This window comes from Enterococcus sp. ARL09-542, assembly GCF_005234805.1.
In the GTDB taxonomy this organism is placed as follows: domain Bacteria; phylum Bacillota; class Bacilli; order Lactobacillales; family Enterococcaceae; genus Enterococcus_D; species Enterococcus_D gallinarum.
In genome coordinates, this window is record NZ_QPQX01000005.1 from 154655 (window position 1) to 181021 (window position 26367).

General features: G+C 40.5%; 26 protein-coding genes and 1 pseudogene. 11 read left to right on the forward strand and 16 right to left on the reverse strand.

All coding sequences use genetic code 11. The features are described 5' to 3' along the window. The first annotated feature begins 28 nt into the window (after positions 1–28). The 5 genes and pseudogenes from DVW06_RS07650 to DVW06_RS07670 all read left to right on the forward strand — a co-directional run bounded on the left by DVW06_RS07650 (position 29) and on the right by DVW06_RS07670 (position 4009). Positions 29–1516: a phytoene desaturase family protein gene (locus DVW06_RS07650; protein WP_137264533.1), complete on the forward strand. Its 1488-nt coding sequence runs from the start codon at positions 29–31 to the stop codon at positions 1514–1516. Further along, complete coding sequence (locus DVW06_RS07655; RefSeq protein ID WP_096710641.1) at positions 1506–2396, forward strand: phytoene/squalene synthase family protein; 891 nt, start codon at positions 1506–1508, stop codon at positions 2394–2396. The genes DVW06_RS07650 and DVW06_RS07655 overlap by 11 nt, the downstream gene beginning before the upstream one ends. Continuing rightward, the gene (locus DVW06_RS07660) at positions 2386–2934 is read left to right on the forward strand and encodes a TetR/AcrR family transcriptional regulator (protein ID WP_137264534.1); all 549 of its coding nucleotides are present in this window, start codon (positions 2386–2388) and stop codon (positions 2932–2934) included. Before DVW06_RS07655 ends, DVW06_RS07660 begins: the two co-directional genes overlap by 11 nt. Positions 2935–2980: 46 nt before the next feature. Further along, positions 2981–3229: a hypothetical protein gene (locus DVW06_RS07665; protein ID WP_005471087.1), complete on the forward strand. Its 249-nt coding sequence runs from the start codon at positions 2981–2983 to the stop codon at positions 3227–3229. A 201-nt stretch (positions 3230–3430) separates the two neighbouring features. Next, positions 3431–4009, forward strand: a pseudogene (locus DVW06_RS07670) (TMEM175 family protein). A gap of 194 nt (positions 4010–4203) precedes the next feature. On the opposite strand, the gene DVW06_RS07675 reads toward DVW06_RS07670, so the two are convergent. The 8 genes from DVW06_RS07675 to DVW06_RS07710 form a co-directional block, all read right to left on the reverse strand. Beyond that, on the reverse strand, positions 4204–5217 hold the full coding sequence (locus DVW06_RS07675; protein ID WP_034704280.1) for a sugar kinase: 1014 nt from the start codon (positions 5215–5217) through the stop codon (positions 4204–4206). 16 nt (positions 5218–5233) lie between these two features. Further along, the gene (gene dagF / locus DVW06_RS07680; protein ID WP_021149981.1) at positions 5234–5974 is read right to left on the reverse strand and encodes a 2-dehydro-3-deoxy-phosphogluconate aldolase; all 741 of its coding nucleotides are present in this window, start codon (positions 5972–5974) and stop codon (positions 5234–5236) included. Beyond that, positions 5971–7083, reverse strand: a complete 1113-nt coding sequence (locus tag DVW06_RS07685; protein ID WP_117474395.1) for a DgaE family pyridoxal phosphate-dependent ammonia lyase — start codon at positions 7081–7083, stop codon at positions 5971–5973. The genes dagF and DVW06_RS07685 overlap by 4 nt, the downstream gene beginning before the upstream one ends. Next, positions 7064–8179 carry an amidohydrolase/deacetylase family metallohydrolase gene (locus DVW06_RS07690; protein ID WP_137264535.1) on the reverse strand — a complete coding sequence of 372 codons (1116 nt, stop codon included), beginning with the start codon at positions 8177–8179 and terminating at the stop codon, positions 7064–7066. Before DVW06_RS07690 ends, DVW06_RS07685 begins: the two co-directional genes overlap by 20 nt. A 1-nt stretch (position 8180) precedes the next feature. Next, a complete protein-coding gene (locus DVW06_RS07695) occupies positions 8181–9275 on the reverse strand; it encodes a DUF871 domain-containing protein (RefSeq protein WP_137264536.1) in 1095 nt (364 codons plus the stop codon). Continuing rightward, positions 9272–9523 carry a hypothetical protein gene (locus DVW06_RS07700; protein ID WP_205943876.1) on the reverse strand — a complete coding sequence of 84 codons (252 nt, stop codon included), beginning with the start codon at positions 9521–9523 and terminating at the stop codon, positions 9272–9274. The genes DVW06_RS07695 and DVW06_RS07700 overlap by 4 nt, the downstream gene beginning before the upstream one ends. A 271-nt stretch (positions 9524–9794) precedes the next feature. Further along, a complete protein-coding gene (locus DVW06_RS07705; RefSeq protein WP_003126130.1) occupies positions 9795–11093 on the reverse strand; it encodes a PTS sugar transporter subunit IIC in 1299 nt (432 codons plus the stop codon). A 135-nt stretch (positions 11094–11228) separates the two neighbouring features. Beyond that, complete coding sequence (locus DVW06_RS07710; RefSeq protein ID WP_005471077.1) at positions 11229–11720, reverse strand: GNAT family N-acetyltransferase; 492 nt, start codon at positions 11718–11720, stop codon at positions 11229–11231. 439 nt (positions 11721–12159) lie between these two features. Here DVW06_RS07710 and DVW06_RS07715 point away from each other — a divergent pair, with 439 nt between their 5' ends. Next, complete coding sequence (locus tag DVW06_RS07715; RefSeq protein ID WP_029486660.1) at positions 12160–12480, forward strand: DMT family transporter; 321 nt, start codon at positions 12160–12162, stop codon at positions 12478–12480. Positions 12481–12731: 251 nt separating this feature from the next. Here DVW06_RS07715 and DVW06_RS17195 read toward each other — a convergent pair whose 3' ends face one another. Both DVW06_RS17195 and DVW06_RS07720 read right to left on the reverse strand, forming a co-directional pair. Then, positions 12732–12896, reverse strand: a complete 165-nt coding sequence (locus DVW06_RS17195) for a hypothetical protein (RefSeq protein ID WP_003126127.1) — start codon at positions 12894–12896, stop codon at positions 12732–12734. Between the two features lie 152 nt (positions 12897–13048). Next, a complete protein-coding gene (locus DVW06_RS07720) occupies positions 13049–13918 on the reverse strand; it encodes a cation diffusion facilitator family transporter (RefSeq protein WP_003126126.1) in 870 nt (289 codons plus the stop codon). Positions 13919–14581: 663 nt separating this feature from the next. On the opposite strand from DVW06_RS07720, the gene DVW06_RS07725 reads away from it, so the two are divergent. Both DVW06_RS07725 and mprF read left to right on the forward strand, forming a co-directional pair. Beyond that, complete coding sequence (locus DVW06_RS07725; RefSeq protein ID WP_003126124.1) at positions 14582–15307, forward strand: alpha/beta fold hydrolase; 726 nt, start codon at positions 14582–14584, stop codon at positions 15305–15307. Position 15308: 1 nt separating this feature from the next. Continuing rightward, a complete protein-coding gene (gene mprF, locus DVW06_RS07730; protein ID WP_137264537.1) occupies positions 15309–17855 on the forward strand; it encodes a bifunctional lysylphosphatidylglycerol flippase/synthetase MprF in 2547 nt (848 codons plus the stop codon). A 146-nt stretch (positions 17856–18001) separates the two neighbouring features. Here mprF and DVW06_RS07735 read toward each other — a convergent pair whose 3' ends face one another. Both DVW06_RS07735 and DVW06_RS07740 read right to left on the reverse strand, forming a co-directional pair. Then, complete coding sequence (locus tag DVW06_RS07735; RefSeq protein ID WP_029486658.1) at positions 18002–18958, reverse strand: SPFH domain-containing protein; 957 nt, start codon at positions 18956–18958, stop codon at positions 18002–18004. Further along, positions 18955–19167 (reverse strand): hypothetical protein, encoded by a 213-nt coding sequence (locus DVW06_RS07740; RefSeq protein WP_029486656.1) that lies wholly within the window; start codon positions 19165–19167, stop codon positions 18955–18957. Before DVW06_RS07740 ends, DVW06_RS07735 begins: the two co-directional genes overlap by 4 nt. A 236-nt stretch (positions 19168–19403) precedes the next feature. Between DVW06_RS07740 and DVW06_RS07745 the strand changes: the two genes are divergently transcribed. Together DVW06_RS07745 and DVW06_RS07750 are read left to right on the forward strand one after the other, a co-directional pair. Then, entirely contained in the window at positions 19404–19814 is a 411-nt protein-coding gene (locus DVW06_RS07745) for an Ohr family peroxiredoxin (protein WP_003126120.1), read from the forward strand. A 57-nt stretch (positions 19815–19871) separates the two neighbouring features. Further along, complete coding sequence (locus tag DVW06_RS07750) at positions 19872–20303, forward strand: MarR family winged helix-turn-helix transcriptional regulator (protein WP_003126119.1); 432 nt, start codon at positions 19872–19874, stop codon at positions 20301–20303. A gap of 109 nt (positions 20304–20412) precedes the next feature. On the opposite strand, the gene DVW06_RS07755 is transcribed toward DVW06_RS07750, so the two are convergent. The 3 genes from DVW06_RS07755 to DVW06_RS07765 form a co-directional block, all read right to left on the reverse strand. Beyond that, positions 20413–20814, reverse strand: a complete 402-nt coding sequence (locus DVW06_RS07755) for a hypothetical protein (RefSeq protein WP_003126118.1) — start codon at positions 20812–20814, stop codon at positions 20413–20415. A 225-nt stretch (positions 20815–21039) separates the two neighbouring features. Further along, positions 21040–21429: a DUF7006 family protein gene (locus DVW06_RS07760; RefSeq protein ID WP_003126117.1), complete on the reverse strand. Its 390-nt coding sequence runs from the start codon at positions 21427–21429 to the stop codon at positions 21040–21042. A gap of 356 nt (positions 21430–21785) precedes the next feature. After that, the gene (locus tag DVW06_RS07765) at positions 21786–23618 is read right to left on the reverse strand and encodes a heavy metal translocating P-type ATPase (RefSeq protein WP_005471057.1); all 1833 of its coding nucleotides are present in this window, start codon (positions 23616–23618) and stop codon (positions 21786–21788) included. 333 nt (positions 23619–23951) lie between these two features. Between DVW06_RS07765 and DVW06_RS07770 the strand changes: the two genes are divergently transcribed. Continuing rightward, positions 23952–24128 (forward strand): hypothetical protein, encoded by a 177-nt coding sequence (locus DVW06_RS07770; RefSeq protein ID WP_005471055.1) that lies wholly within the window; start codon positions 23952–23954, stop codon positions 24126–24128. A gap of 71 nt (positions 24129–24199) precedes the next feature. Here the strand turns inward: DVW06_RS07770 and DVW06_RS07775 are convergent, their stop codons facing one another. Next, complete coding sequence (locus tag DVW06_RS07775) at positions 24200–26362, reverse strand: L-type lectin-domain containing protein (protein ID WP_137264538.1); 2163 nt, start codon at positions 26360–26362, stop codon at positions 24200–24202. Positions 26363–26367 lie beyond the last annotated feature (5 nt).

The window sequence follows — 26367 nt, forward strand, 5'->3', positions numbered from 1 at the left end:
GCCAAGAAATATTTGATAAGGAGTTCTCATGAAAAAAATTATCGTTGTCGGCGGCGGTGTCGCAGGACTATCCGCCGCTGTCAGATTGCAACAAGCAGGTTATGCGGTCACACTATACGAAAAAGAAAGCCAGCCCGGTGGCAAAATGAACCAAATCAAGCAAGCTGGTTTTACATTTGATGTCGGCCCGACCATTGTTATGATGCCGGAGATTTATCGCGAGATTTTTGAACTATGCGGTGTCGATCCAGATGACTATATCCCGATGGAAAAGGTTGATCCTATGCTGCAGCTCTACTTTGCTGATGAAGCACCTCTCACCTTTTCCAATGATCTGATTGAACTCACTAAAACATTAGAAGGGATTTCTGAAGAAGATGCCCAAGGTTATTTCGCCTTTCTGGCAGATATTTATAAACGCTACGTGATTGCAAAAAAAGCTTTCATCACTAAATCGTTTCGAGGATTCTGGGATTTTTATAATCCTCAATCCCTTTGGGCAGGAATGAAATTGAAAACATTCAACGATGCCTACACTTCGATCTCAAAGTTTGTTAAAGATGACCGCTTGCGCAAGTCGCTAGCCTTTCAAACATTGTATATCGGGGTTTCTCCCTATCAAGGGCCCTCTCTTTATACGATCATCCCTATGATCGAGTTGTTCTATGGCGTCTATTTCATCAAAGGCGGTATATATACATTAGCGACTTCGCTGGCTCGCTTATTTGAAGAATTAGGCGGCGTGATTCATTATGACTCACCGATCGAAGAATTGATCATTGAAAACAAGCGAGCAACAGGGATTCGTCTAAATGGGCACATCCATTCAGCAGATGCGATTGTCTGTGCGGCTGATTTTCCTTATGCGATGCAAGAATTGATTCCTAATGAAAAAAATCGGGGCAAATACACCAATAAAAAAATCAGCCGAATGGCCTATTCTTGTTCGTGTTTTCTCTTGTACCTAGGGCTGGATAAAAAATATGAAGCCAATGGCTTGCATAGCATCTACTTTGCCGAAGACTTCAAAAAAAATGTCGATGACCTTTTTGAGTTTGGTGTTTTGCCAGAAGATCCTTCCTTTTATCTCTATCGTCCCACATTGAAAGATGCCTCACTAGCACCCGAGGGTCACGAAGGCTTGTATGTGTTGGTGCCAGTTCCCGAGCTGTCCAAGTTTAATGATTGGCAACCTAATACAATCACGAATTACCGCAACAAAATTATCCACACGCTAAAAGAAAAAACGATTTTCAATGATATCGATGAGCATATCGTTTTTGAAACCTACTATACACCACAAGATTTCAAAGACCACTACAACGCTTATAACGGGGCGACTTTCGGATTGAAACCGACATTATCTCAAAGCAATTACTATCGTCCTCATAATAAGTTTTCTTACGCAGAAGGTTTGTATTTTTGTGGCAGCAGCACTCACCCAGGAGCCGGTGTCCCAATCGTGATGCAAAGTGCAAAGCTTGCCGTAGAGGAGTTACTAAAAGATGATCAATAAGGAAAGCACGCTTTTTGAACGATATAAGGAAGACTTTGCTTATTGCGAGCAAATCATCAAAAAACATTCGAAAAGTTTCTACAGTGCTTTTTCGCAATTACCCCCAGAAAAAGCACGTTCCGTGTTTGCCGTCTATGCCTTTTGTCGGCAAGCAGATGATGCCATCGATCGTTATCAAGACATCGTTAAATTAAATGAACTAGAACACGGATTACGACAAATGGCTTGCGGAAAGGTTCTGGATACCCCTTTATGGCGGGCTCTTTCTGTTGTCTTTGCGAAATATGATTTAAAGTTCCAGCCATTTTATGATATGCTCGCAGGACAGAGGATGGATCTAAATTTTCAGCCACCTGAAACGGAGGCTGATTTGAGTAGCTACAGCTACTTTGTTGCTGGAAGTGTCGGGTTGATGTTGCTGCCGATTTTATCTAGTCAGGCAGGCAAGATCCAAGAACCGGCCAAGAAGCTAGGGGAAGCTATGCAGCGAACGAATATTCTCCGGGATATTGGGGAAGATCTTGCGATGAATCGAATTTATTTACCAAAAGAAACGATGCAGCGGTTTGAGATTACCATTCAACACCTCAGACAAAAAAAGGTCACTGAATCCTTTATCCAGCTTTGGGAGTTTGAAGCTCTGCTAGCAGAAAAACTGTACGATGAAGCCTTGTCCATGATGCCTCAGATCGATGAAGACTGCCAGGAAGCGCTTATGGCTGCTTTATTGATCTATCGCGAACTATTGACGGTCATTCGTGAGAAAAATTACCAGGTTTTTCTCAAAAAAAATGCTGTCTCTATCCAAAGAAAAGCTTTTTTATTACGTTCTGTAAAACAGCAGATAAAAACCAACCGGAGTGAAAATAATGCAAGATGAGATTTTAGACGTGGCTGAACAGTTGTTCATGCAACAAGGGTATAAAGGAACTTCAACAAGACAAATCGCGGAGTTGTTAGGCATTACTCAGCCTAATTTGTATTATCATTTCAAAAGAAAAGAAGATATTTATTACGGTGTTCTTGCGCGGTTAGCGATAGATGTATCTGAAAACTTATATCAGATCGTTAATGATCCCAATGACTCCTTAGCAGAGAAACTGCAACGGATGGCTCGATTTCTGCAAAAACGTCACCCTTTCAATTTCTACTTAATGATGGATGATATCAAACATACCGTCTCTGAAGAAACCGCCAGAAAACTCTACTTGATTTGGAAAGAAAACTATCAGCAACCATTTATTCGCCTTTTTCAAACAAGTGAACTACGATTACGAAACGAACTTTCCTACCAGTTTATTGTCAGCCAAATGTTTATTCTCATTGCTTCATACTTAGATTCAGCAGAGAAAAAAACTGAACTCTATCAGGCCATTGATTTATTTTTATATGGTGTTTTAGATAAAGAGTCTAACTAGACAAACGTATCCACTCATTCCTGATTACTAAATAAGGAGGAAGAATATGCCAGAATATACTGACTTGACTGCGTCTGCTGCTATCGTCAACGCCTTTATCACAAAATACAATCAGCTCAAATCAATTTATCCAGAAGCGGTGATTGAGCTTTGTGACGACCAAGGGCATCAAATCACTGAGGTCAAAAAAATCAACAGCGAATTGATCGAATTGATCATCGACGATAGCCAAGGACCAAAATTTCGTTACATCCATCCTTCTCAATTTGATTTGACATTCACTGTCAAACAATAATCCATTAGGACGATGAAATAAGATACTGCTAATGCTTCTCGCAATGAGAAGTTTCAGACACAAAGGCATACTCACCGTTGCCTTTTGAGTTAGCTTTGATCTTATATCACTGTCCTTTTTTTATTGCAATTCTCTTTGATAGACGAATCGTATCTATTGACGTAAACTAACACTGATTTACTATTCTGAAAGGAGCATGTTATGTCAAAGAACCGAATCGAGGCCTTTACAGATGCAGTGATTGCTATCGTGATGACTTTGCTGGTCTTAGAACTTCACCAACCAAAAAACGATACCTTTCAAGCGTTTCTAGGCATCGAACATCAGTTTATCATTTATTTGATCAGTTTTGTGATGCTGGCCATTTATTGGAACAATCATCATCATCTCTTTTAAGTTGCAGAAGATATTGATGGATGGACATTATGGGCCAATCATTTGCTGATACTCTCGTTGTCGCTTTTTCCTTTTGTTACTTCATGGGTCAGTCAATACCCGCTGTCCCTCGCTCCTCAAATGCTCTATGGTGCTGTGATTTTCTTGACTGATTTTAGCTATTATTTGTTAGGACGGGCATTAAGCCGGGAAAGCCAAAATAATCCAACCATTAGGAAACTATTTCAACGCTATCAGAAATTAACCTTTACTCTTTTTGTCAACATTGTGGCATTGCTCCTTGGCTGGTTGATTCATCCGCTTTTTGTGATCAGTCTCGATAGTCTCGTTCTACTTCTTTGGGTGATTCCTGAGAAGAAAGCCGAACGCTACCTGAATCAATAATCAATGAAAACGACTGCTTGATATCCCCCTCGACAATCCATTCACTTGTTGTTCGTCTTCTTACCTGTCGAATAAAACAAAAATCATCCAACAAAGAGCCCTTTTGACGGCAGTCACTGATTCGCCATCAAACGCACTTTGTTGGATGATTTATTATTGTTTACGCGTGCTTTGTATATCCTAGCGAATAATACTCAACGAAATAAATCTACCCCAGGATTCTTTAGCACTTGCTCTACTTGTTCCCGTGTAATCAAGGGAACATCTCCTAACATCGTATGGGCCAATACAGCATTGGTGATAGCAAAATCCGCGGTTTTTTTTAGTGGCCATTTCTCGGCATATCCTAAAAGAATACCTGCTGCATATGCATCCCCTGCACCGATTCGATCTAGCACTTGTAACAATTGAGGTGCAGTTTCAACAGTTTCTTCTTTAGTGTAGATCATCCCGCTGATAAACTGTTTGTCTTCACTGGCTATCCGTCTGGTTCCTGTAAACCATTCAATCCCGTACTGCGCCATAAAGGCCTGAACGATTTGCTGTTCCTCTAGTCCATCAATAGGCAGCTGCTCACCAAATCCCAAAAGACCGTGCAAATCTCGTACAGACCCAAATACCAAATCACAATAAGGCAGAATCGCTTCGTAACGTTTTTTTAAGATTTCTCGCTGTCCTTCTTCCAAATTCAGACTGGGACGAAAATTAAAATCGAAACAAACTTTGATGTTCTTCAAAGTAGCTTGTTTTGCCAATGTTATCGCGGTTTGCCACGTTTCTTCGGTCAAGCTCAACGAAATACCACAAATATGTAAAAGATCGATCGTTTCTAAATATTCAGCGATGGGATAAGTTGCAGGTCCGGAAACCCCAAATGAACTACCGCGGCGGTTCTGATACGTCACATAGGTGGGGCGAGCGCCAAAACCAACTTCAGCAAAATAACTGCCGATATGATTGTGTGCCTGACCAATAAATTCTGTCTTGATACCATAAGTTCGCAAATTCGCTTTGGCCGCATCACCCAAACGGTTTTTTGGTACTTTCGTCAATAGGGATGCTGAAAGATTGAAGTGCGCCAGATTTCCTAAAATATTTACGCCCGTTCCTGTAAAATCCATCCGCAGCGAATGGGTTTGTTCTAATGTCCGATATTCAGGCGGTGTCAAGCGCAGCATGACTTCACCGTATGCACCGATTCGCATCACAATTCCTCCTTCACTCTTACTTCAATGAATCTTTCATCATCTTCAGTAATCGTCTCACATCTTCCGGACGGGTATCGCCCGTCTCTGAATCAATGATCGAGCTATACACGTGAGGAATGATTTTCTTGACTCCTGCATCCACAGCAATCTGCAAGATTTCTGCAAAGTTATCCAAATCAATCCCACCGGTCGGTTCAAGATAAAAGTCATGAGCTGCACAAGCTTTTGCTACCGCTTGATATTCTTCTTTGTGCGCCAATCCTTTCATAGGGAAATATTTGATTGAACTAGCGCCCATATCCTTGAGTAATGCAATCGCCGTTTCAAGAGGAACCTCAGTGGGTTCTTCCTGTGAACTTAACGGGCCAGTGGCAATATTGACAAAGCCGACTTTGCCTGTCGGAGAAACTAATGCATTAACAATAGTTTCTTCTTGTCCTAACAACGCCCGAGATGTTGCAGCTCCCGTGAATACTTGATTGACATGTTGCGGCTGCAACACAGCAGAAATTCGAGAGACCATCTCGCTCTGATTCGGATCACCGGCACCGAGACCAACTGATAACGCATTTTCTATTTCTGCTTGGTATTTTTTCATGTCTTCAATCGCTGCTTCATCCGTGGAATAATTTTTGGAAAGAACGCCTAATAAGATTTTCCCTTCGGCTGCTTCAAAACATTCTTTGGCGTTTTCCACTGAGTTAGCTAAAACGTTTAAACAAATTCGATCTTCTAAATAAGTCGGGGATTTTTTCATTCTTTTGGTTCCTCCGGATTCATGATTTCTTTTAATCGATTGACAATCACATGCATTTCAGTTTCTGTGACTGCCCGAATATCAAATTCAATAATGCCGTGATTTGCTTGATATTCTCTCGTGTAGATGGCTGGTTCTTCTACTTTTAATTTCTGGATCACTTCCATCGCCGATGGCCCATTTTGGACCCGAACCCGGGCGCGATAAATGTCTCGCCCTGCACCATCTTGGACGATATCTGCAGACAAGCCAATAATTTGATTGAGCGCTGAGATGAAGGGTTCCAAACGATGCTTCATGGAAGCGCCAGACTCGCTTCCTTCAGCCAGATACTCTTCTACTGCTTGTGTAAGCCCCATCATATTTTCTTTACCGATCTTCATGGAACGCCCGATGCCTTTGGATTGCAGTCTCACCCATTCTATTAGTTCTTTACGACCGATCACTAAACCAGCACTTGGCCCAGACAAAGCCTTGGCTCCGGAGTAGATCACTAAATCGGCACCCTCCTGGATGTACCTGAAAAGATCCTCTTCCGCTGCCGCATCCACGATCAAAGGGATGCCCGACTGTTTTGCGACTTGAGCAGCTTCCTTTACTGAAAGCATACTTTTTTGTACTGTATGATGACTTTTGATATAGAGAATCGCAGCTGTCTGGGGACTGATCATCTGAGCAATATGGTCAACAGAGCACATATTGGCATAGCCTGCCTCAACAACTTGGCCTCCACCTTGTTGAACCATCACTTCAACAGGTGTGCCATAATCCACATTGTGTCCCTTCGGCAAGATGATCTCTCGACGCTGAATCTTTTCTGAATAAGGATGGTAAAGATGGAATGATGAGCCTTGTCCAATGACTGCTGCCACAGATTGAGCAATTCCAGCAGAAGCTGAAGAGACGATTTGAGCATCTTCAACTTGAAGTAGTTTGGCCAAATAGGCCCCTGTTTTGACTGCTAACTCGCTCATCTCAAAAAAGTGTTCCCCACCAAAGCGTTGGGCTGTTAAGACACCTTCGCTCACTTTAGAAACACCGAGAATCGTCATTTTACCAGAAGCATTGATGACTTGCTTCAAGCCAAGTTTAGTCAGGTTCAATGTCATATACTTGTCCTCCAATTATAGTCTTTAGCGGAATGATCTGTCGATCAATACTTCGCTTGTTCCCATTTGAATCAATCAGTACTTTGGCTGCTTCTTTGAATTCAAAGATCGTGAAATCAGCATCCATTTCTTCTTCGATCGCACCTTTTCCTTTTAGTTGAAACTGACGAGCTGGTGCCAATGTTACTTTCTCGATGATTTCTTGCCAACTATAACCGACAACGGCTAATTTCTCCATAGTAGTAGCCAAATCATATACCGGACCCTTCATACGGTTACGTATATAAATATCGGTGCTGATAGAAGCAGCTTTCAAATTGGCGGCATAGGCTTTTTCTGCCACCGAAAAATTGAAACTATCTGTACCATGACCAATATCAAAAGCAACACCTTTGCCATAAGCATCAAAAACAAACGATTTGATGGTATTTGACTGACGATCTAAAATACCATTTTCCTTGCCATTGAAACAGTGGGTCAGAACGTCACCTTTCTCTAAACAAGACAAAATGTCAGCTAAATCTGGTGGTGCTGAACCAATATGAACCATCAATGGTAGGCCTGGGTGTTCTTTTTGGATATTTTTGGCTAATTTCAATGGAGTGATGCCATTTTCACCAATCACCGTCCTGCTCATTCTCGCTTTTAACCCCACGATGAAGTCAGGAAATTCATTTAGGGCCTTTGTGATCAGATCCCCCTTGATCTTAGAAAGATCGGCTAATTCATCTTGTTCGACGATGCCCCATTTTGAAATATTGATAAGCGCAAAGACATTCGTTTTGGCTGCTTGTGCAAATTCGTAGAAACGATGGCTATTTTCGGCGCCAGTAGTCCCCGCATCGATTACTGTCGTTACACCTTTTGCCACACCGATCTGATCGGGATAATCATAGTACAAGCTCATTTCTTCAAAACAATGGACATGATCATCAATCCAGCCTGCCGAAAGATACTGATTCGGAAGAAGTGTCCACTCCTTTTGTGCGGATTCTTCGATCGTTTTTGCGATCTGGCAAATTTTCCCTTGCTGGATACCGATATCGAAAATCTCTTCATTGAGTGTACGTGCCTGGCGGATAATCATATCCAACATGTTAATCATTCCTCTCGGTAAATTTAAATTTGGTCCACGGATGAATATACGACAACAACAGCCGTTCTTCTTCGACAATTGATCCAACTTTATTTTTTCGCGGATCGCAATGAGGGGTCAACACCACCTGTAATTCGTTTTTGTACTTGCCAAAATCATCGTTGCCGATCACAATATCTCCAGGTTGGAATTCCTCCAGATTATCGTGGACTGGGTTATCAAATTGCTTGTATTTTTTTCGGACTTCTGTTGATCGAATCATCCGATCAGTAATGTCCCCTCGACGGTAATGCTGCTCTTTCAGAACGATCTTTCGTTCGCATGAAGTGCTCTCCGGTGTAAAAGTCACCGAAAATTCTGTTTGGTAACGATTGATTGCGCCAAGTGCTGCAAGTTCTGCTTCTGAGGCATAGGCATTCCCAATGATTACATCATCGATCAATCCTGTTGCAAAAAGATGTTTTGCTGCGATCTCTACAAGTAAATGCCGATGCATTTCTAATGTCGGTAATCCGTCATTGATATCCCATGGACCGATCGTTCCAGACTGTGAAGTGATAAAAGCGGCAGTTCGAATTCCTTTGGCTTTAAAACGCTGGCTGCATTTTTCGAAGAACTCATACGGTAATGCGGTGCCTTCCTGAGGATAAAAATTGTGACAGCCATATAAGAAAGGCAAGTTTGCTTGATACGTCAAAATATTGTCTAAATAAGCGACGTCGTTGCTCATATTTAGCTCGATCGCCAATCCAAACGGATTATAAGTCAGCATTGCTTCTTTGCTGCCGTCAAAACCTAAATCCAAGCGGATGCCATCCGCACCCAATTCGTGGAAAAACGTCAAATCATCATAAGAAATTTCCAGCTCTTCAAAAATTGCCGGTGCAACATCCAAAATCGTTTCGTAGCCAAGTGATTTGGCAAATCTTAATAATTCTGTGAATTTCTTGCGAACAATTTCTTTCCCTTCTGTCACTTCTAACATGCTCATAAAAATTCGACTAAATCCATAGCGTTGAGCCAATTCTAAATAAGCTTTGTCTTCGTCATTACTGCTGTGGTCTGGATAAATAGAGATTCCTAGTTGTCTTTTCATTTTGTCCACTCCTTCTGCGCACCAATTTGAGAAAATTTTGTGATCAGCAACGTACTGCAACCAACAGTCAGTGTTGTCAAGATCACCGGGGCAATTGTTGTCCTGCCAAATAGCATAACGGCAATGACTAATACTAATAAGGATTCGGCTATCAGTGTGCGGAAGCGAATCTGCTGGATAAATGCTCCATGTCTGGTTAGCCAAATTTGTAATCCGATAAATAATAAACATGCATACATCAGCATCATTTTATGCACTTAGTCTCCTTTCGATCATCAAACGCGGATCCTCGCGCATGCACCACTGTTTAAGCAACAAATGAACCCTAATTGCTTCACTCAAAAGAACCATCTAGAAAGCACTCTGGGATTGAGGTGTTTACTGGGATGACCCCGTAGAATTGTTTCTGTTCACCTAGAAGAACTCGGTATTTCCCAGAGAGCTCATTTGGTTGTCATTTATGGATCGTTCTTTGCTCCTATCCCATCGTCTCGTTTGACTTCTTGATAAAGAGACCCTTCATTCTTGAGTCGCTTGTCCTTCTTCACGTTCTAATTGCTGTTTTTCAAAGACTTTAAAGAATGGGTAATAGATCGCCAATGTAATCAAAAAGTTCACCACAACTAAGATTCCAGCGGCAACACTCCAATTTGTACTCATCCAAGCAGCAATGGGTGCTGGAATGGCAAATCCTAGACGGGCAGCCATCATTGGAACGATCCCTGTCGTCGTAGCAAAGTACGAAATTGTCGTTGTAATCAAAGGTGCTACAAGAAACGGAATCCCAAGAATCGGATTCATCACAATCGGAGCCCCAAAGATGACCGGTTCATTGATATTGAAAATACCTGGCAAAATCGAAAGACGTCCTAATTGTTTCAAATAGTTTGATTTTGAGAATAAAAACAAGACAACCAGCGCAAGCGTCGTTCCTGCCCCACCAATCCAAACAAACCATTGCAGAAATTGTTCTGTAAAGATGTTTGGTAATTCATGCGCATTGCCGGTTGATTGAAAAACTTCCATATTTTCTGCAATCGAGATATCCCAGAAAGGACGGATCACCGGACCCATGATTGCTGGTCCATGAATTCCAAGAACCCAGAAGAAACAAATCAAGAAAACTGTCAATAAGCCGCCAAACAAACTGTTTCCTGCTAAAACATCTTTCAGCGGCATCAAAAGGTTACTTAAGAAGCCATTGATATCAAAACCGATGATATGACGAATGACCCAAAACAAAACAAGAATCGCTCCCCCGGGAATCAATGCCATGAAGGAATTGGTCACTTCAGGGGGTACACCATCAGGCATTTTGATCGTGATATTTTTGACAATAAAGAAGCGATAGATTTCCACTGACAAAATAGCTGTGACAATTGCACCAAATAGTGATCCAGAACCAAGGTTAGCAACATTGATGAAACGTCCAGCATCGATCACACCTTCTACCGATTCAAGAACCCGAATTGGTGGTGCTGCCGTGATCAAAAAGGACATTGTTGCCAAAATACCTGCTGTCAATGAGTCTAGTTTGTAACTTTTTGCCAATGAAGATGCGATACCAAAGGTCGCATAAAGTGCAAGCAGACCAACAGTATAGCGAAACGGAATGTCTAGAACTTCACGATATGGTTCAATAAATGCTGCAACTGACTCAATAGGAAAATTCAATAATATCGTGAAAAAGGAACCGACGATCGTCAATGGTAATGTGGCAATGATTCCTTTACGTATGGCCACCATATGTCGCTGCATACCTACCTTATTTGCCACTGGCATTAACTTTTGTTCAATAAACCCTACAAATCCATTCATTTTAGCGCTCCTAATTATAACATTATAATCTTTACAAGGACAATATAACACAGTTAAAAAGGTGTGTAAACGTTTTTTTTATAGGAAATAAGCTTTCTTCCCACAAACTGAGCGATGGAAAAAAGCTTATGTCTTTCATTGTTTGAATGTTTTTTCGTAGATATAGTCATCCATTACAAAACCTTGACCGATATCAACCTTTCGTTCCCCGACCCGGACAAAACCCCGGTGTTCGTAGACGGCAATCGCTTGTTGATTGCCGTTATTGACGTTCAAAAAGAGTGTTTTGCCAGCGGCTAAAGATTCAACCCAATCAAATACTTTGCTGGAGACGCCTTTTCCTCGCATAGCAGGTGTTAAATAAAGTTTACTCAAATACAGACGGTCTGCCTCTTCTTCGTAAGCTGTGTAGCCAATAATCTCATCTTCTAATCGAAGAATAAAATAAGCGGCGCCTTCTTTGATTTCTTGTTGGATCGTTTCTGGAGATTGATAAGTTTCTAGCATATAGCTGACTTGAGCAGACCCGATGATAGGTGTAAAGACTTCTGACCAAATCTCCTTAACGACAAGCTCTAATTCTTGAATCTCCTCTAAAGATCGGACTGGTTGAAATGTAATTTTCATGGTGGACTCCTTTCAAAGATGTATCCCTACATATCTTTATTATATCGGAATGTTTTTTAAATAAATAGAAAAGTCTTTCTTTGTCTTAACTATTGATAATGTTGTCTATCCGCAATTGAAAGAAAGATTTAGCACCATCAGAAAGTTCTGCTGATCGCATCAAGTTTGTTAGGAAAAATTAGATGCGATGACGAGAAACAGGACCAGCTCATTTTCTGGAACAGTTTCTCTTTCTTTCAATTTTTATCCGAAAGTGCTACCCCTCATTTTTTCGATAAGTTTTTTTCATTCCCCAAAAAAATCCGAGTGTGCTATACTGGTTACAAGAAAATAGAGACTGCCACCGGGTAGTTAAAAGAGGACGATCATTCCAGTAGGTCTTAGAAGGAATGGTCTTCCTCTTTTTGTTTTCTAAATAATCAAAAAGGAGGGAAATAGAATGGCTTGGCTCGAACTATTATTAGCTGGCGTACTGGAAGTATTCTGGTCCACAACGATGAAATGGAGTGAAGGATTTACAAAAATCAATTTTACGATTTACACCATTATTGGTATGATCGCCAGTTTTTTCTTTTTGTCGCAAGCAATCAAACAACTGCCAATGAGTTTCTCCTACCCTATCTGGACTGGGATCGGTGCGGTGGGTTCAGTCATCATTGGTGTGGTATTGTTCCATGACAAGATAAACCCAGCCACTTGGCTTTTTGTTGGATTATTATTGATCAGTATTGTAGGCATTAAAATGACTAGCGGTCACTAACCTCAAAAAAGTTTTTTGAAGTCTTTTAAAAGACTTTTATAAAATCGAATCACTTCTTTCTACCGAAATCTTTCTTATTTCTACTTTTGCTTTCCTCTAGGATATCATCAGACTACTGATCTTCTCTTACAAAAGAAAAGTTGGATTACCTTCATTCTTTCTTTTCTCAAAGGCTAAAAAAGCAGCAGTTTGATCATTGATGGATCAAACTGCTGCTTTTCTTTTTGTACTTGACTAAAACGAGTTGAATCTCAAACGAGTTCAGCTTTTTTTTCTGTAATTTGTTTCTGAAGAAGAGCTAGTATCTGTCTATCTTCTACTGATAAAATATAATTTTTACAAATTTCTAAAAGGACAGGTTGTCCCACTTCATTAATTTTCTTTGCTTGAAGGTCAGTGATATTTATCGTCTCCATACGATCCCTACTTTCTTTTTCTGATAAGAATAGTTTGCCATTCTTTCAATAAAAAAAGAAGCAACGGGATGTTTACATGCTAGAAACGTGGTGTTTACACTGTTTTTTTTAACTTACACAACACAAAATGACCCTTAAAAATAAATCGGCGATTAATCTGGTTCAATATGAATATCTGTATCATAGACATTGAAACGATCAGACAGCAATGCTTCTATGGCATCAGCTACTGCATGACTTTTTTCAACTGTCAAATATTTGTCCATCGTAATAACAATATCAAGAAACACATTTGCGCCATACATTCTGCCGCGAATACTCTTGACAGATTTTACTTCCGGAAAATCGGCTACGACTTGTTCGTACTCGTTGACCAATGTTTGATCAAAACCATCTGACAATGAGAAGGCACTTTCTTTGAAAATATCAATGGCCGTTTTTAGGATCAGAACAGCGACAACGATCGCTGTTAGACTATCAAGCCACCCCCAGCCAAAAGAAGCGGCAAAAATGGCAATGGCGGTTCCGATGCTGGTCCAAGCATCGCTGCGATTGTCTTTGGCAGCAGCAAGCAGTGCGGAACTTTTTACTTGTGCAGCCAATCTTCGATTAAAGGTATACACACCATACATGAGAATAGCCGAGACCACACCTATAATTGCCGCAAGCACATCAGGACTTTCTGTCTCCCCTTGAATCAAGGACCAGACAGAGGAATAAAGTACTTGCAGCCCTACAGCAAGCATGATCAATGACGTAATCAAACTTGCTACATTCTCTGCTTTCCAATGTCCATACTTATGTTCTTCATCAGCCGGTTTTTGAGCTAAGCGTAGACCTATCAAAACAGCCACTGAAGCGATTATATCGGTGGCATTATTTAAACCATCTGCCCATAAAGCTTCCGACCCAGCTATTTTACCGATCAATAATTTAACGAATGAAATCAATAGATAGGCGATGATACTAAGCAGAGCGCCCTTTTCTGCTCGCTTCAATTCTTCATATCTAGTCTCTCTCATTTATTTCCCTCCAGCATCAAGATAACAACTTGAAAATAATAACTGAATTCCTGAAACTTTGCAGTAATTATTGGAGAGATATAATCTTTTAGGAATAACAAACATTTGCTTTCTGCGCCACGAATGCATCTTGCAGGTCAAACTGAATGAAAAAAAATCAGAAGGCACCTTGTTGATTTCCTTTAGACATATTAAACAAGCTTTAAATCATTCATTGTTCCCCCGTTTAATGAAAACCATTGTCACTGAATGGGAGACACTATGGGGTATCCTTGCTGCTTTGCTTAGTTCTCTTCTATAGTTCTCTTCTATAGTTCTCTTCTATGGTTTTCTTCTATGGTTTTCTTCTATGGTTTTCTTCTATGGTTTTCTTCTATAGTTCTCTTCTATAGTTTCCTTCTAAAGAAATAAGAGGGAAAAATACGGGGGAAAATGTGAAAATTTTCTATTTTGGCAAAGTTTTCTGTTCCATTTCGAAGTGATCTCCTAAGATATGGCTAGAAATGAATCTAAAGAGCAGCATCTGTCTGATTTCTTAATATAATAAGATAGCAGTTTTCTAAGACAAAAATGAATAAACGATGATTATTTCTAGTGAAAAATCACCATTTGATTTTATCAATCGCGGGCTTCAAGGTATACTCAAAGAAAGTAGGTGAAAAAATGGAATCTGAAAAGTGTTATGCCAAAATGCAAGATGGCTCGGTCCTTTACTATGAGAAAATTGGAAAAGGCAAGCCATTATTCTTATTGCATGGCAATGGCGGGAGCAGTGCTTACTTTGCTAATCAGATAGCTGAATTAAGTCAGAAACATCAGCTGTACTTGATAGACAGCCGTGGGCATGGCAAATCAACGAATACCCGCAAAAAAATTGATTTTTTCTTGATGGCTGATGACTTGTATGCCATTATTCAAAAAGAACACCTGTCAAAGGTAGCTCTTCTAGGCTTTAGTGATGGCGCAAATTTAGCTATGGTGTTTTGTTTTAAATATCCGGAATTAGTGAGTTGTCTGATTTTAAATTCCGGCAATACGGATCCTAAAGGGGTTCGGCTGTTTGCACGGATCGGCAGTCTGATCCAATATGCAGTCGTTTGGCTTTGCGCGCCTTTCGATAAAGGCATGCGTGGTTTTTTACCGATTCTTGCACTACTCTTTCGTAACATCGGTTTATCAGCCACCGATTTAAAAAAAATTACTGTCCCAACACTGATTTTGGTAGGAAAAAGAGATTCAATCAAATTGTCTCATTCATTTTATCTAGCCAATCATATTCCGAATGCCAATTTCATGGTAGTAAAGGGACAAGGACATAGTTTTGCTCGCAAAAATCCAAATATATTCAATCAGAAAGTTCTTTCTTTCTTAGATAAGGTGGGACAATAAAATGAAACTTTTTACATGGATTCGTAACCATCTCTCCTTGTTCAAAGGACTCTTTTTGATCGCTGTAGCAGTGATCGTTTTAGGTGAATTGCTTTCCTTAAGCAAGACGATTTCCGTCGATCAATTGACGACACTGTTTTCCGAATTAGCGGTTTGGCGTGTTGCATTGATGCTTTTGATTAGTTTGCTTTGTATTGCGCCAATGATTGGTTATGACATTATCTTAAATCGGCTCTTAGGACAAAAGCTTTCTGCCCGTTATTTAAGTGAAACAAGCTGGATCATCAATACCATGAATAATCTTGTAGGATTCGGCGGTTTTATCAGCATTGGTCTTCGCTCCGAATTCTATGGCAAAGAAAAAAATGACAAAGATGTTGCTCAAGCAATTTCGAAAATTTTTATTTATCTGATGTCTGGGTTATCGCTTTTATCATTACTGGCATTAGGGTTCGTCGTCTTTGGGCCAACAACTGATTATCTGCAGCAATATTGGATTTGGCTATTGGGAGGAAGTTTGTACTTTCCAGTGGTCTATGTCTTAAGTTTGTCGAAGAAGAATGGCTATTTAGGCGGTCTGACCCCTTCTGACCGCGGTCAACTGATTTTGGTTTCATTATTGGAATGGGTAGGGGTATTTACGGCCTTTATCACCACCGGTATGCTGATGGGGATCTCTGTGGATATTTTTCAAATACTGCCATTATTTATTGCTGCATCTGTGATAGGGATCGTATCAATGATTCCCGGAGAATTAGGAACCTTTGATGTCATGATGATCATGGGAATGGGTTCATTGAATATTCCCCGAGAAAGCGTCGTAGCGTGGCTTCTGCTATTCCGGCTATTCTATTACATCATTCCGTTTTTGATTGGGGTGCTTTTGTTCTCTAAAAATGTCAGTGTAACGCTCAACACACGCTTTTCTGGTATTCCTAAAGGATTGCTTTTAGAAGTATTCCATAAGATTGAAGTACTGTTGCTCTATTTGACTGGTACGATGCTGGTTTTGTCAGCAACGATTCCGGAAGCATTTGACCACATTCAATGGTTAGCCCATCTTAATCCGATACGGTTGAATTTTGTCATGCAATACCCAAGTATTTTCTTAGGCTATCTTTTCATCATTGCTGGTCGTGGGGTTTCAGCTCGTGTTTCGCGCGCTTATTTTCCAACATTGCTGTTGATTGCAGCAACGATCGGCTATGCGGTCTTAGCCGGTTTCCGCTTTTCAACCATGTGTTTCTTGCTCTTCTTATTGGCGATTATGGTCCTTTCCAAAAGTGAACTATTTCGTAAGCAACTGGTTTATTCTTGGGAATGGCTGACGATCGATGGCCTTTTGATGGGATCTTTGACTGTCCTTTATGTGATTATTGGGGTCTATAACATGCCCCATTTAAATCGTCATCCCGCCCATCGTTCCATTGATTTTCTTTTGTTTCCTTCTGAAAAGTTATGGTTGCAAGGCTTTCTGGCTATCATGATCGTCGCTATCGCGGTCTTGCTTTTCTCACGCTATTTAATGGGACCCAAACATCAAATTGGACAGAGACCTGAGAATGAAAAAATCTTGACTCTTTTAGAGACCTACGGTGGTACTAGTGATAGCCATCTTGTCTTTTTGAAAGATAAAGAAGTCTATTTCTATCCGAACGAGACCGATCCTACCGTCTTTTTCCAGTTTACGACCTATAACAATAAATGTTTGGTCATGGGGGACCCAGCTGGTAAGCAAGAGGATTTTGCTGCTGCACTAGAAGCCTTTATCACAGAAATGGATCAGTGGAATTATTTGCCTGTCTTCTATGAAAGCAGTGAAGAAATGGTCATGCTGCTTCATGAATTCGGCTATGACTTCATCAAATTTGGTGAGAAAGCCTTCGTGGACCTACAGAATTTCACCTTGTCTGGCAAAAAAATGAAGGGTCAACGGGCATTAAACAACAAAATCAATAAAGAAGGCTTTACTTTCGATGTCCTACAACCACCGTACAATGCGGAAACATTTGCCAAGCTACGAGATATTTCTGATCGCTGGCTAGATGGTCGCAAAGAGAAAGGTTTCTCATTAGGATTTTTCTCTGAAGATTACTTGAGCACCGTCCCAATCGCTGTCGTCAAGAACCAACAGCAAGAAATTGTGGCATTTGCTTCTTTTATGCCTACTTATCAGACAGGTTGTGGGTCAATCGACTTAATGCGTCATGATCCTGAAAAAGCACCTAATGGCACAATGGACTTTTTGTTCATCAATCTCTTCGATTATTTTAAAAACCAAGGATTCGAACAGTTCGACTTAGGGATGGCCCCGCTGGCGAATGTAGGGACGTTCAGAAGCAGTTTCATTCAAGAACGGATCGCCTATTTGATCTATAACTTTGGTTCTCACTTTTATTCCTTTGAGGGATTGCGGGAGTACAAGAGCAAGTATGCAGCTTATTGGTCTCCTCGTTATATTCTCTATTCCAGAGATAGTTGGATCGGTTATGTGATGATCGCATTGTTGATAGTAGACAATCGAACTATTACTACGTCTTCTCTTTAGGATAAAAAAAGACTGCGCCACAAGTACCAATAAGACAACAACTATCCAGTAATCAAACTATTGTTCAACAAATCAAAAACGAGCTCCACCCATGTTTATCAAACAATGGGTGAAGCTCATTTATGTTGGTTGATTCAGTTAGTTTGTTATTCGCTGGTTTTGTCTGTTTGTTCCCAGAGTTGTTTCACAACTGGAATATTGCCTAATTCTGTCATGTTTGATGGTAGAATGACTGTATTCGTCTTACTGTTGACAATATCTTTAAAGGCTTCAATGCCCAAGTAAGAGAGTGAACGTTCGTCTAATTGACTTTCTTTGATTGCTTCATTGATGGCTAAGATCCGTTTACGTTCTGCTTCAGTAATTTTAGCAATTCGTTCTGCTTCGGCGTCTGCATCGATCCGTACACGTTTAGCACGAGCTTCCGCATCAATCTGAGTTTGTTCCGCTCGGGCTTGGGCATCGATCGTCATTTGAGAAGCTTTGGCTTCCGCACTTAAGACAGCAGAAGATTTCTCCCCTTGTGCCCGCGTGATCATGGATTCTTTATCCCGTGAAGCAGTGATCAGTTTGTTCATTGATTCAATGATTTCTTGCGAAACTTTGATCTCACCAATATTGATTCGGTCGATCGCCAACCCATACCCCGCTGTGATATCTTTAATGGAAGTAAACAACGCCACGTTGATTTCTTCTGTTCCGTTGAGAACTTCATTTAGATCCATTTTCCCAATGATTCCTCGCAAATTGGATTGCGCATCTTGGATCATAGAAACGACCGAGTTTTCATTATCATAAACAAACGCCCGGACATCTGTGACATGGTATTTGATGGCTTCATCAATTTGAACGATAACATTATCCTTCGTGATAGCACTTTGCGGTTCAATTTCTAAAGGAATCTGTTTAAGTGATACTCGTTCTCTGACTGTATATAAAATAGGGACTAAAAAGTGTAGACCTGGTTCAAGTGTCTTAACATACTTCCCAAAACTCTCAACTACTTTTACTTCACCTTGTCGAACGATAACAGCAGTGCTTGCCAACAGCCAAATCGCGATCGCTATGACAAGAACGATTAACATAATTTGTACGATGATCATTGAATATACCCTCTTCCATTTTCAAATAATGTATTGTTCACTTGTGTCAGCAAGATCCCATTTTCAACGCCGATGATCTCCAGCATCACATTCTCTGCTGGAATACCGGCAACAACCCGATATTCAGTATACGTACCAAAGATTCGAATGAATCCGGCATAATGATCTGTCGTGGAACGAAAATATTTCCCGACTGCGCGGTTTTCCATATATTCTACGATTTTAGTCACCCTCTTCACTAACTAACTATCCTTAGATTCTGTGCTATCATCATATCATGTTTTACCTTGCTACACAGTAATTATTTAAACTTTTACTTTCAATTTAATGTAAAAACAAGTAAAAATAAAAAAACCTGCTTTTGCAAGCAACTTAATTGCTTTCCACAATTAAATTGCATACAATCTAATTGTACAAAATCAAAAAAAAACAGGAGTGAAGTTAGATGAAAAAAATGTATTCTACAAAGATGATCAACACAGGTGGCCGTTCAGGAGAAGTTCATAGTCCTGATCATTCCTTCGAATTATCCATCGCAGCACCTGGTAAACGGGTCGAAAATGCCACTAACCCAGAACAACTTTTTGCCGCTGGTTTTAGTGCTTGTTTCAACAGTGCTCTTGAACTTGTAAAGCAAAGGAAAGGAATTGATGGCGCATCAACTGTAAGTGCACAAGTTTCACTTTATGCCGAGAATGAAAGTAGTTTTGTTTTAGGAGTAGAGATTGAAGGATTCGTAGAAGGTCTTTCATTAGATGAAACACAAGAATTACTAGAAATTGCTCATACCGTATGTCCTTATTCAAAAGCAACAGCCGGCAATATTGAAGTAACCGTCAAAGCTGTTAGTGAGTAGACTTTCCGATACAAAAAAGCTATGATAAGAAGCGTCAGTATAAAAAGGAGTGAGGACATGAATGACTTAGCACTTGAAAACCAACTATGTTTTCCTCTATACGCCGCTTCGAAAGAAATTATCAAGCATTATAAAGGATTACTGGACCCTCTGGACTTGACCTATACGCAATATCTCGTGATGCTCGTCTTATGGGAGCAAGGAACATTGACAGTAAAAGAATTGGGCGATTCCCTGTGTCTGGACTCTGGAACTTTGACTCCGGTTTTAAAGAAACTCGAAATGAAAGGCTATCTTTCAAGAACTCGCAATCAAGAGGACGAACGTTCTTTAAATGTGTCATTGACAGGAAAAGGGCAGCTGCTCCATGATTCTGCGGTGAATATTCCCAGTAAAGTCAAAGACTTCCTGCCATTGTCTCCTACAGAACTAGCTGATTTGCATCGCTTGACGACAAAAATGCTGCATCAGTTTCAGAAAACTAGCTAAAAAAGATCCGACTTACCGGATTGCTCGAAACGTTAGCCGAAAAACTAACTTCTTAAGCGCAGTCCATAAGTCAGATCTTTTTTTGTTGGCTCTCTTTGGACAAGCAAGATCACTGATGGTCTTTTGGCATTGAAAGCTCTTGTTTTTTGGCAGTAATTTTGTCCATTAACATCGCTAACTGCTTTTCTTCGAGACGACCAATCGCCACCTGAAGCATAGCAAAAATCTGATCTTGATTAAGAATCGACTGCAGTACTTCTAATTCAGTCACTTTGGGTTGAAAACGACGTGCTAAAACCGAACCGCTCATTTTGATGCTCGCAACTTCCAGTATGCCTTTATTGACTAATTTTCTGATGACTGATAACGAAGTGTTGCGATTCAAGTTAAAACGCTCACTAAAATCACTGCAACATAGTGGTTCCTGAGCATTCCAAAAACAAATCAGAATCTCCCACTCTTTTTTTGAAAAATTCAAATAATCCATATATGCCCCTTTCTCTTTGCTCATTCCATGAACAATGTTATATAGCTAATTTCCTGAATCCAGTCTAACTGTAACGCTGAATTGAAAAGACTTTTCAGTTATTCTTCATTCATACATCAATAATAATCTATATTTACCATTTTTTCAAAATATTTTTAAGATTATTGAATAAACTAAGCGTAAATTTAAACAAATAAACAGCCGACCACTGATGCTGGTCGGCTGCTCCTTGCGATTTTAGGAAATCATTTATTTGATATTGAAGATAAGGCTTTCATGTTCCTGATCTTTCAAAGAATAACCGCAAGATTCTTTATTTAAATGAGTATAATCGGTTTCGATCATTTGGATGATTTCTTCTTCTGTCAAGAATTCATCTCTTACTAGAATCAATGAGTTCAATAAAACAAACCGTGAATCATACCCAAGTATTTCTGGAAAAAGTTCCCAAAAATTTGAACCATCTATTTGTTGGACAGCACATTTGAAAGAATCAATCAATTGGTGGATGTAAGTATATACCTTAGGGTACTCTACTTCCACAAGGTCAAGCACCTCTTTATCGATCACTTTCTCCAAATAGTCGGCTGTTTCTTTATAGAGCATTAAATCAATCACGCGAATTATCAATCCTTTCATGCGGACAGTTCACAGTCAATCTACTGAAACTTCCTACGTATATATATATCATAAAATCGGCTAAAATTATTCTCATTTTGAGGGAATAACGAAGAAAAAAATGAGAATAACATCACAAAGTATGAGTGAAGCTGAATTATACTCAACAAAACAATGATTTTAGCTAAGAAAAATTCGTTATATATAACGGTAGTATTATTAAAAAAAAGGAGGATTTTTACGGACCTGCTTTAAGAATCAAAAAGGCCCGTAACTTATAAGGCAAACATAGCCAGATAATCTAAGTGTCTTGCATCTGCTATCACAAAAATCACAGTTATCAGGTTTGTTTGCTCTTAGTCACGGACCTGCACCTATTAATGTGCCTGATGATTGACTGAAAGAGATGATGCTGTGCTAGTAGAATGATCATTCTTAGCACGAAGTGCAGATAGAATGGATACTGTATCGATCACTTCTTGTAACAAAGCGCCAAACAACGCTGGGATCACACCCGTGCTGGCAATCAACATTAAAACGATACAAATGAAGATTCCTAGCAACACGGATTGGCGGGCGATTCTCATCGTGTCTTGAGAAATCTGTACGGCTTGAGAGACCTTGCTGAGATCATCTTGTAGTATTACCGCATCTGCTGCTTCCGTTGCAGCACTAGTACCATGGGCTCCCATAGCAATGCCTATATCAGCTGCTGCTAAAGCTGGGGCATCATTGACCCCATCCCCCACCATGATGATCGGGCGTTCAGCTGGTTCTGTTTCTTTTATAACGGCAATTTTTTTTGCCGGCAAGCAGTCTGCTAGAACGGTTTCGATCCCTGCTTCAGCTGCGATCTTCCGAGCAACGAATGCTTGGTCACCTGTCAACATGATCGTCTTTTTCAATCCTTGATGACGCAACTGCTCAACCGTTTGTTTGGCTTCCTTGCGTAATGTATCTTCAAAAAAGATCGTTCCTATCCATTGGTCATCTTTCCCAACACAAACATTGGTTTTAGCTTCATCTACACCAACTGCTCCAACAAATTCAGGTTTACCGATTTTGATCTTGTGTCCAGCAACTGTTGCTTCGATCCCTTGCCCTACCACTTCTTTCAAGTTGGTGACTGGCAGCAAAGTCAGCTTTCGTTCCATAGCAGAAGCAACCAGAGAGCGGGCGAGAATATGAGTGGAATCCTGCTCAGCACTAGCCGCAATGCGCAAAAGCTCTTCGACCGATAGTTGATCAGCAGTCACAGTTATTTTTTCAACGTGCAACTTTCCCTCTGTCAATGTGCCTGTTTTGTCAAAAGCGATCGTTTTTGCTTTGGCTAATTTTTCGATCGTGGTGCCGTTTTTCATGACAATCCCATTGCGGCTTGAGCGACTCATGCCTGCTACTAAAGCTACTGGTGCTGCCAAGATTAATGGACAAGGTGACGCCACTACTAGGACTTCCGCAAAGCGGACAGGATCTTTTGATACAAACCAAGCAATCCCCGCAATCACATAGGCTGCCAACGTAAATGGTACGGCATACTGATCCGCTAAACGAACAAAGCGCGCAGGTTTTGCTTCAGATTCTTTGACTAAACGAACAAGAATTTGATATTGGCTATCTGCTGCTTTTTTCGTCACTTCAAAAGTAATCGCAGTTTCCCCATTGACTGAGCCAGACATCAATTCATCACCAGGATTTTTCTCTACAGGTCGTGACTCACCAGTCAAGGATGATTCATCGACAAGGGTATTTCCTTCAGTGACACAGCCGTCTACGGGAACGATTTCTCCCGGGCGGACGATGACCAGATCACCAATAGCTAGTTCTTCAACCGGAACATCTTTTTTATCATTCAGCCGATGGGCGGTCTGTGGAGAACGTTGCAACAGTTGCCGAAGTTCTCGGCTGGCTTGTTTGCTGGCGTATTCTTCCAAACTATCGCCGCCTGTCAGCATGATCAAAACCATCAAACTGGCCCAATATTCGCCAACAGCAAGTGTAGCAACAATGGCTGTGATCGCTAACAGATCCACGCCATATTTTCCTGAACGCAATGTTTGGATCATGTCGATCAACATCGTCAACGCTGTCAATCCGCCGATGATCGCGATCAAACCAAAAGCAATGGGAGGTCGATCAAAGCCAAATTCAGCGATCAACGCCGCAGCTCCTACGCCGATGGCAATCAAAAATTTACTTAAACGATTCATTTTATGCACCTCACCTTTCACCAAAAGCGTACCACTTGCAGGAATGAAATGAAACAAAAAACCGTTAAATGAGAAAGAGAATCGTTAACGTAGCAGGCTTTCAAGCCGTTTTCAAAGTTCATCCGCCTCATTGTAGATAAACCTACTGCTGGTGTTTTAAGGTAGCACGTCAAATCTCCCGAATCATTCATACCCAAGAAAATAGCCTATCCGCGTTCACTGATTGCTTTGCGAGGAGAACAGCGTTATCTCGGACATAAACCCGTTGTCCATGTATAATTGATAGTAAGAGATTGATGAAACATCGATAAAATTGTAAAGGAGACGGATCAAATGAAAAAACACTGTAGGTGCGGAAAAAAACTAGATGGTGCTGAAACGAAATGTGCTGCTTGCAAACAAAGCAAAAAACAAAAAATCGAGTCACTTGAGAAATTTGTCAAGTATGGCAGTTTTGCCTTGGCCGCCCTTTCTTTAGTACTAAAAGTAGTCAAAGATCGGGAAAGCTGAGTTCTTATCCTTAGACAGACAAAAAAACGCCGAAATGGCGTTTTTTTGTCTGTCTTTCTGACCAACGTGCATTAGTCTGTGATCGTGCTGTCTAACTGCCAATTGACTTTTCCTTGATAGGTTCCTGGGGAAAGGGTCTCTATCTTAGGGGCAAACCGTAAATAACAATCATACTGACTTAAATCGAGAGAGAGAGCTTTATCGCTAGGCGTCTGCTCAAAAAGTACTTTTTTATCTGAAGTAATGGTGCAAAACAATGAATTATCAGTAGAATCGTATAGAACTAGTTGGACTTCATCAGCCAATGAGGCGCCACTATTCATAAATGGGGTGGTTTGTCCCGATAATTTCCATGTACCTTCACTCGTATTGCTGATTGCGAGAGGCTTGCTGGTTGTTGCAATTGGAACTTTTATTGGTACCAAGCCATTAGAATCCATTGCTCGAGCCAACTCGTTGATTGTGACTGTTGTTCCTTTGAAAGATTCTGGGACTGATTTTAATTCGACGATTCCTCGAAAATCAATGGCAAAGTAATGGATTGCTGATGAATTGCCTTCTGTGTCGACGACATATGTTGCAAAATAATAGGTAGTCCCTGGGGAAAGATCACTCGTCTCTGACTCTAAAGTGTAGTGGAAGGGATCTGACAAATCTGTTCGTTCAAGAACTGTTTTTAGAGTAAAGTCTTCTTCCTGTAATTCCTTCTCTTGTGAAAATAAATCACTTATAAATAATTGCGCCTGCGTAGAATTACTATCTTCCACAGAGATGTCAGTATAGGCATTTCGATTTTGTCGAAGGATCGGCGCAGTTTTCTGCGCTTCTGACATTGTGGCTTGTCCGCTGGTCAATGTTGGTGGGAATTTGCCTTTTACCGTATAAAAATGGGTAGCGGCTCCTCCTGAAGTAAAACTGGATATAAAAGCATTTCCACTAAAGGTAGTCTCAACTGGTATTACTTCATCAATATTCGCATCTATAGGGGTCCCACTATACTTGACCCTAAAATGAACAATATAGGCATTCCCTTTTTCCAATTTCGGCAATACTACACTTATTTGTCCTGTCTCTCTTATATATTCGATTGGGGACCCCCCATCAGGAAAACCGTTGATCATGGTATCTTCTGGTTTACCAAAATAGACAGTATCTTTCACAGATACATTATCTGGAAGTGTGAGTTTGAGTTTAATCCCTGGATTCAAACTTGATAGATCGCTTGTTTGTTTAAAATCAATATAGGTTGCATAAGTAATCTCTTTACTTGCATCCACTTCAATTGGTTTATCCATTACTGTTCCCGTGTCCAGCATAAACTGATCTGGCTCTCTTTGGAAGACGCCCGTCCGCATATCAATTTCGACTAGACCTTGAACATCGACGAAAGCGACTGCTTTGTTTTGGGCAAATCCGCCATTGGCACCGGTAAAACCAAAATAAACTGGCGCCGAATTTGTTAAATTAAGATTGTTTTTAAAAGTATCATCGACAGGAATCGATACATCTACATTAAAATCTGGAACAGCATAATGAAATTGTTGCGTAGATTCATTGTAATCCACGATAAAGGTATGCCAATTTCCATCGGAAATGTCCGTAACGCCAACCGTGTTATAGTGATTTAAGACTTTATCCACCATCAGCCAGCCGTCTGTCGTATAAGAAGCATCGGAACCAGGGTAAGACCAAGCAATATGGTGTCCCTTTGTTGTCACATCACGATCCATCATCCGATCAGTAGCAAGGATACCGCCATTATTGTTGTAATATGTATCAAATTCAATTGCGATACTATTTGCGATTGCACCTTGACTAAGTGGGTCTGATCCAGAAATATTCGACCAAACTCCAATTGTTGATCCAGCTTCTGAAGCTAGTGCTTGAGGCCCGCTACTTTGCAACACAAAAGCCAGTCCGTCGCTATCATTAGCCGTATTCTCAATATAGAAAGCCATTTCCAAATGGAAATCTCGTGTGAAAGAAGTCGGATTGTTGAACCAAACTGCCCCGCTAGAATTTATGGTTGTGTCATTGATTTGAACGTAGTTATGCCCTTCTACACCTTGCAATGAACCTGCTTTACCTGCAGTAGAGATCATTACTTGATTAATTGGTAAAGTAGCAAAGTCCGGCGCAGTGACCGCCGCAAAGACTGTTTGCTGTCCTTGCAACAGCCAAAAAGTTCCTATAAAAAGAAGCGATAAACAAAAAGATTTTAGCATTTTTTTCATTCTTC

Bases quoted from the DNA above. Each gene is read 5' to 3' on its own strand.
- DVW06_RS07650 (WP_137264533.1), top strand. From the start codon at position 29: ATGAAAAAAATTATCGTTGTCGGCGGCGGTGTCGCAGGACTATCCGCC.
- DVW06_RS07655 (WP_096710641.1), top strand. From the start codon at position 1,506: ATGATCAATAAGGAAAGCACGCTTTTTGAACGATATAAGGAAGACTTT.
- DVW06_RS07660 (WP_137264534.1), top strand. From the start codon at position 2,386: ATGCAAGATGAGATTTTAGACGTGGCTGAACAGTTGTTCATGCAACAA.
- DVW06_RS07665 (WP_005471087.1), top strand. From the start codon at position 2,981: ATGCCAGAATATACTGACTTGACTGCGTCTGCTGCTATCGTCAACGCC.
- dagF (WP_021149981.1), bottom strand. From the start codon at position 5,974: ATGAAAAAATCCCCGACTTATTTAGAAGATCGAATTTGTTTAAACGTT.
- DVW06_RS07685 (WP_117474395.1), bottom strand. From the start codon at position 7,083: ATGACATTGAACCTGACTAAACTTGGCTTGAAGCAAGTCATCAATGCT.
- DVW06_RS07690 (WP_137264535.1), bottom strand. From the start codon at position 8,179: ATGTTGGATATGATTATCCGCCAGGCACGTACACTCAATGAAGAGATT.
- DVW06_RS07695 (WP_137264536.1), bottom strand. From the start codon at position 9,275: ATGAAAAGACAACTAGGAATCTCTATTTATCCAGACCACAGCAGTAAT.
- DVW06_RS07700 (WP_205943876.1), bottom strand. From the start codon at position 9,523: ATGATGCTGATGTATGCATGTTTATTATTTATCGGATTACAAATTTGG.
- DVW06_RS07705 (WP_003126130.1), bottom strand. From the start codon at position 11,093: ATGAATGGATTTGTAGGGTTTATTGAACAAAAGTTAATGCCAGTGGCA.
- DVW06_RS07710 (WP_005471077.1), bottom strand. From the start codon at position 11,720: ATGAAAATTACATTTCAACCAGTCCGATCTTTAGAGGAGATTCAAGAA.
- DVW06_RS07715 (WP_029486660.1), top strand. From the start codon at position 12,160: ATGGCTTGGCTCGAACTATTATTAGCTGGCGTACTGGAAGTATTCTGG.
- DVW06_RS17195 (WP_003126127.1), bottom strand. From the start codon at position 12,896: ATGGAGACGATAAATATCACTGACCTTCAAGCAAAGAAAATTAATGAA.
- DVW06_RS07720 (WP_003126126.1), bottom strand. From the start codon at position 13,918: ATGAGAGAGACTAGATATGAAGAATTGAAGCGAGCAGAAAAGGGCGCT.
- DVW06_RS07725 (WP_003126124.1), top strand. From the start codon at position 14,582: ATGGAATCTGAAAAGTGTTATGCCAAAATGCAAGATGGCTCGGTCCTT.
- mprF (WP_137264537.1), top strand. From the start codon at position 15,309: ATGAAACTTTTTACATGGATTCGTAACCATCTCTCCTTGTTCAAAGGA.
- DVW06_RS07735 (WP_029486658.1), bottom strand. From the start codon at position 18,958: ATGATCATCGTACAAATTATGTTAATCGTTCTTGTCATAGCGATCGCG.
- DVW06_RS07740 (WP_029486656.1), bottom strand. From the start codon at position 19,167: ATGGAAAACCGCGCAGTCGGGAAATATTTTCGTTCCACGACAGATCAT.
- DVW06_RS07745 (WP_003126120.1), top strand. From the start codon at position 19,404: ATGAAAAAAATGTATTCTACAAAGATGATCAACACAGGTGGCCGTTCA.
- DVW06_RS07750 (WP_003126119.1), top strand. From the start codon at position 19,872: ATGAATGACTTAGCACTTGAAAACCAACTATGTTTTCCTCTATACGCC.
- DVW06_RS07755 (WP_003126118.1), bottom strand. From the start codon at position 20,814: ATGAGCAAAGAGAAAGGGGCATATATGGATTATTTGAATTTTTCAAAA.
- DVW06_RS07760 (WP_003126117.1), bottom strand. From the start codon at position 21,429: ATGAAAGGATTGATAATTCGCGTGATTGATTTAATGCTCTATAAAGAA.
- DVW06_RS07765 (WP_005471057.1), bottom strand. From the start codon at position 23,618: ATGAATCGTTTAAGTAAATTTTTGATTGCCATCGGCGTAGGAGCTGCG.
- DVW06_RS07770 (WP_005471055.1), top strand. From the start codon at position 23,952: ATGAAAAAACACTGTAGGTGCGGAAAAAAACTAGATGGTGCTGAAACG.
- DVW06_RS07775 (WP_137264538.1), bottom strand. From the start codon at position 26,362: ATGAAAAAAATGCTAAAATCTTTTTGTTTATCGCTTCTTTTTATAGGA.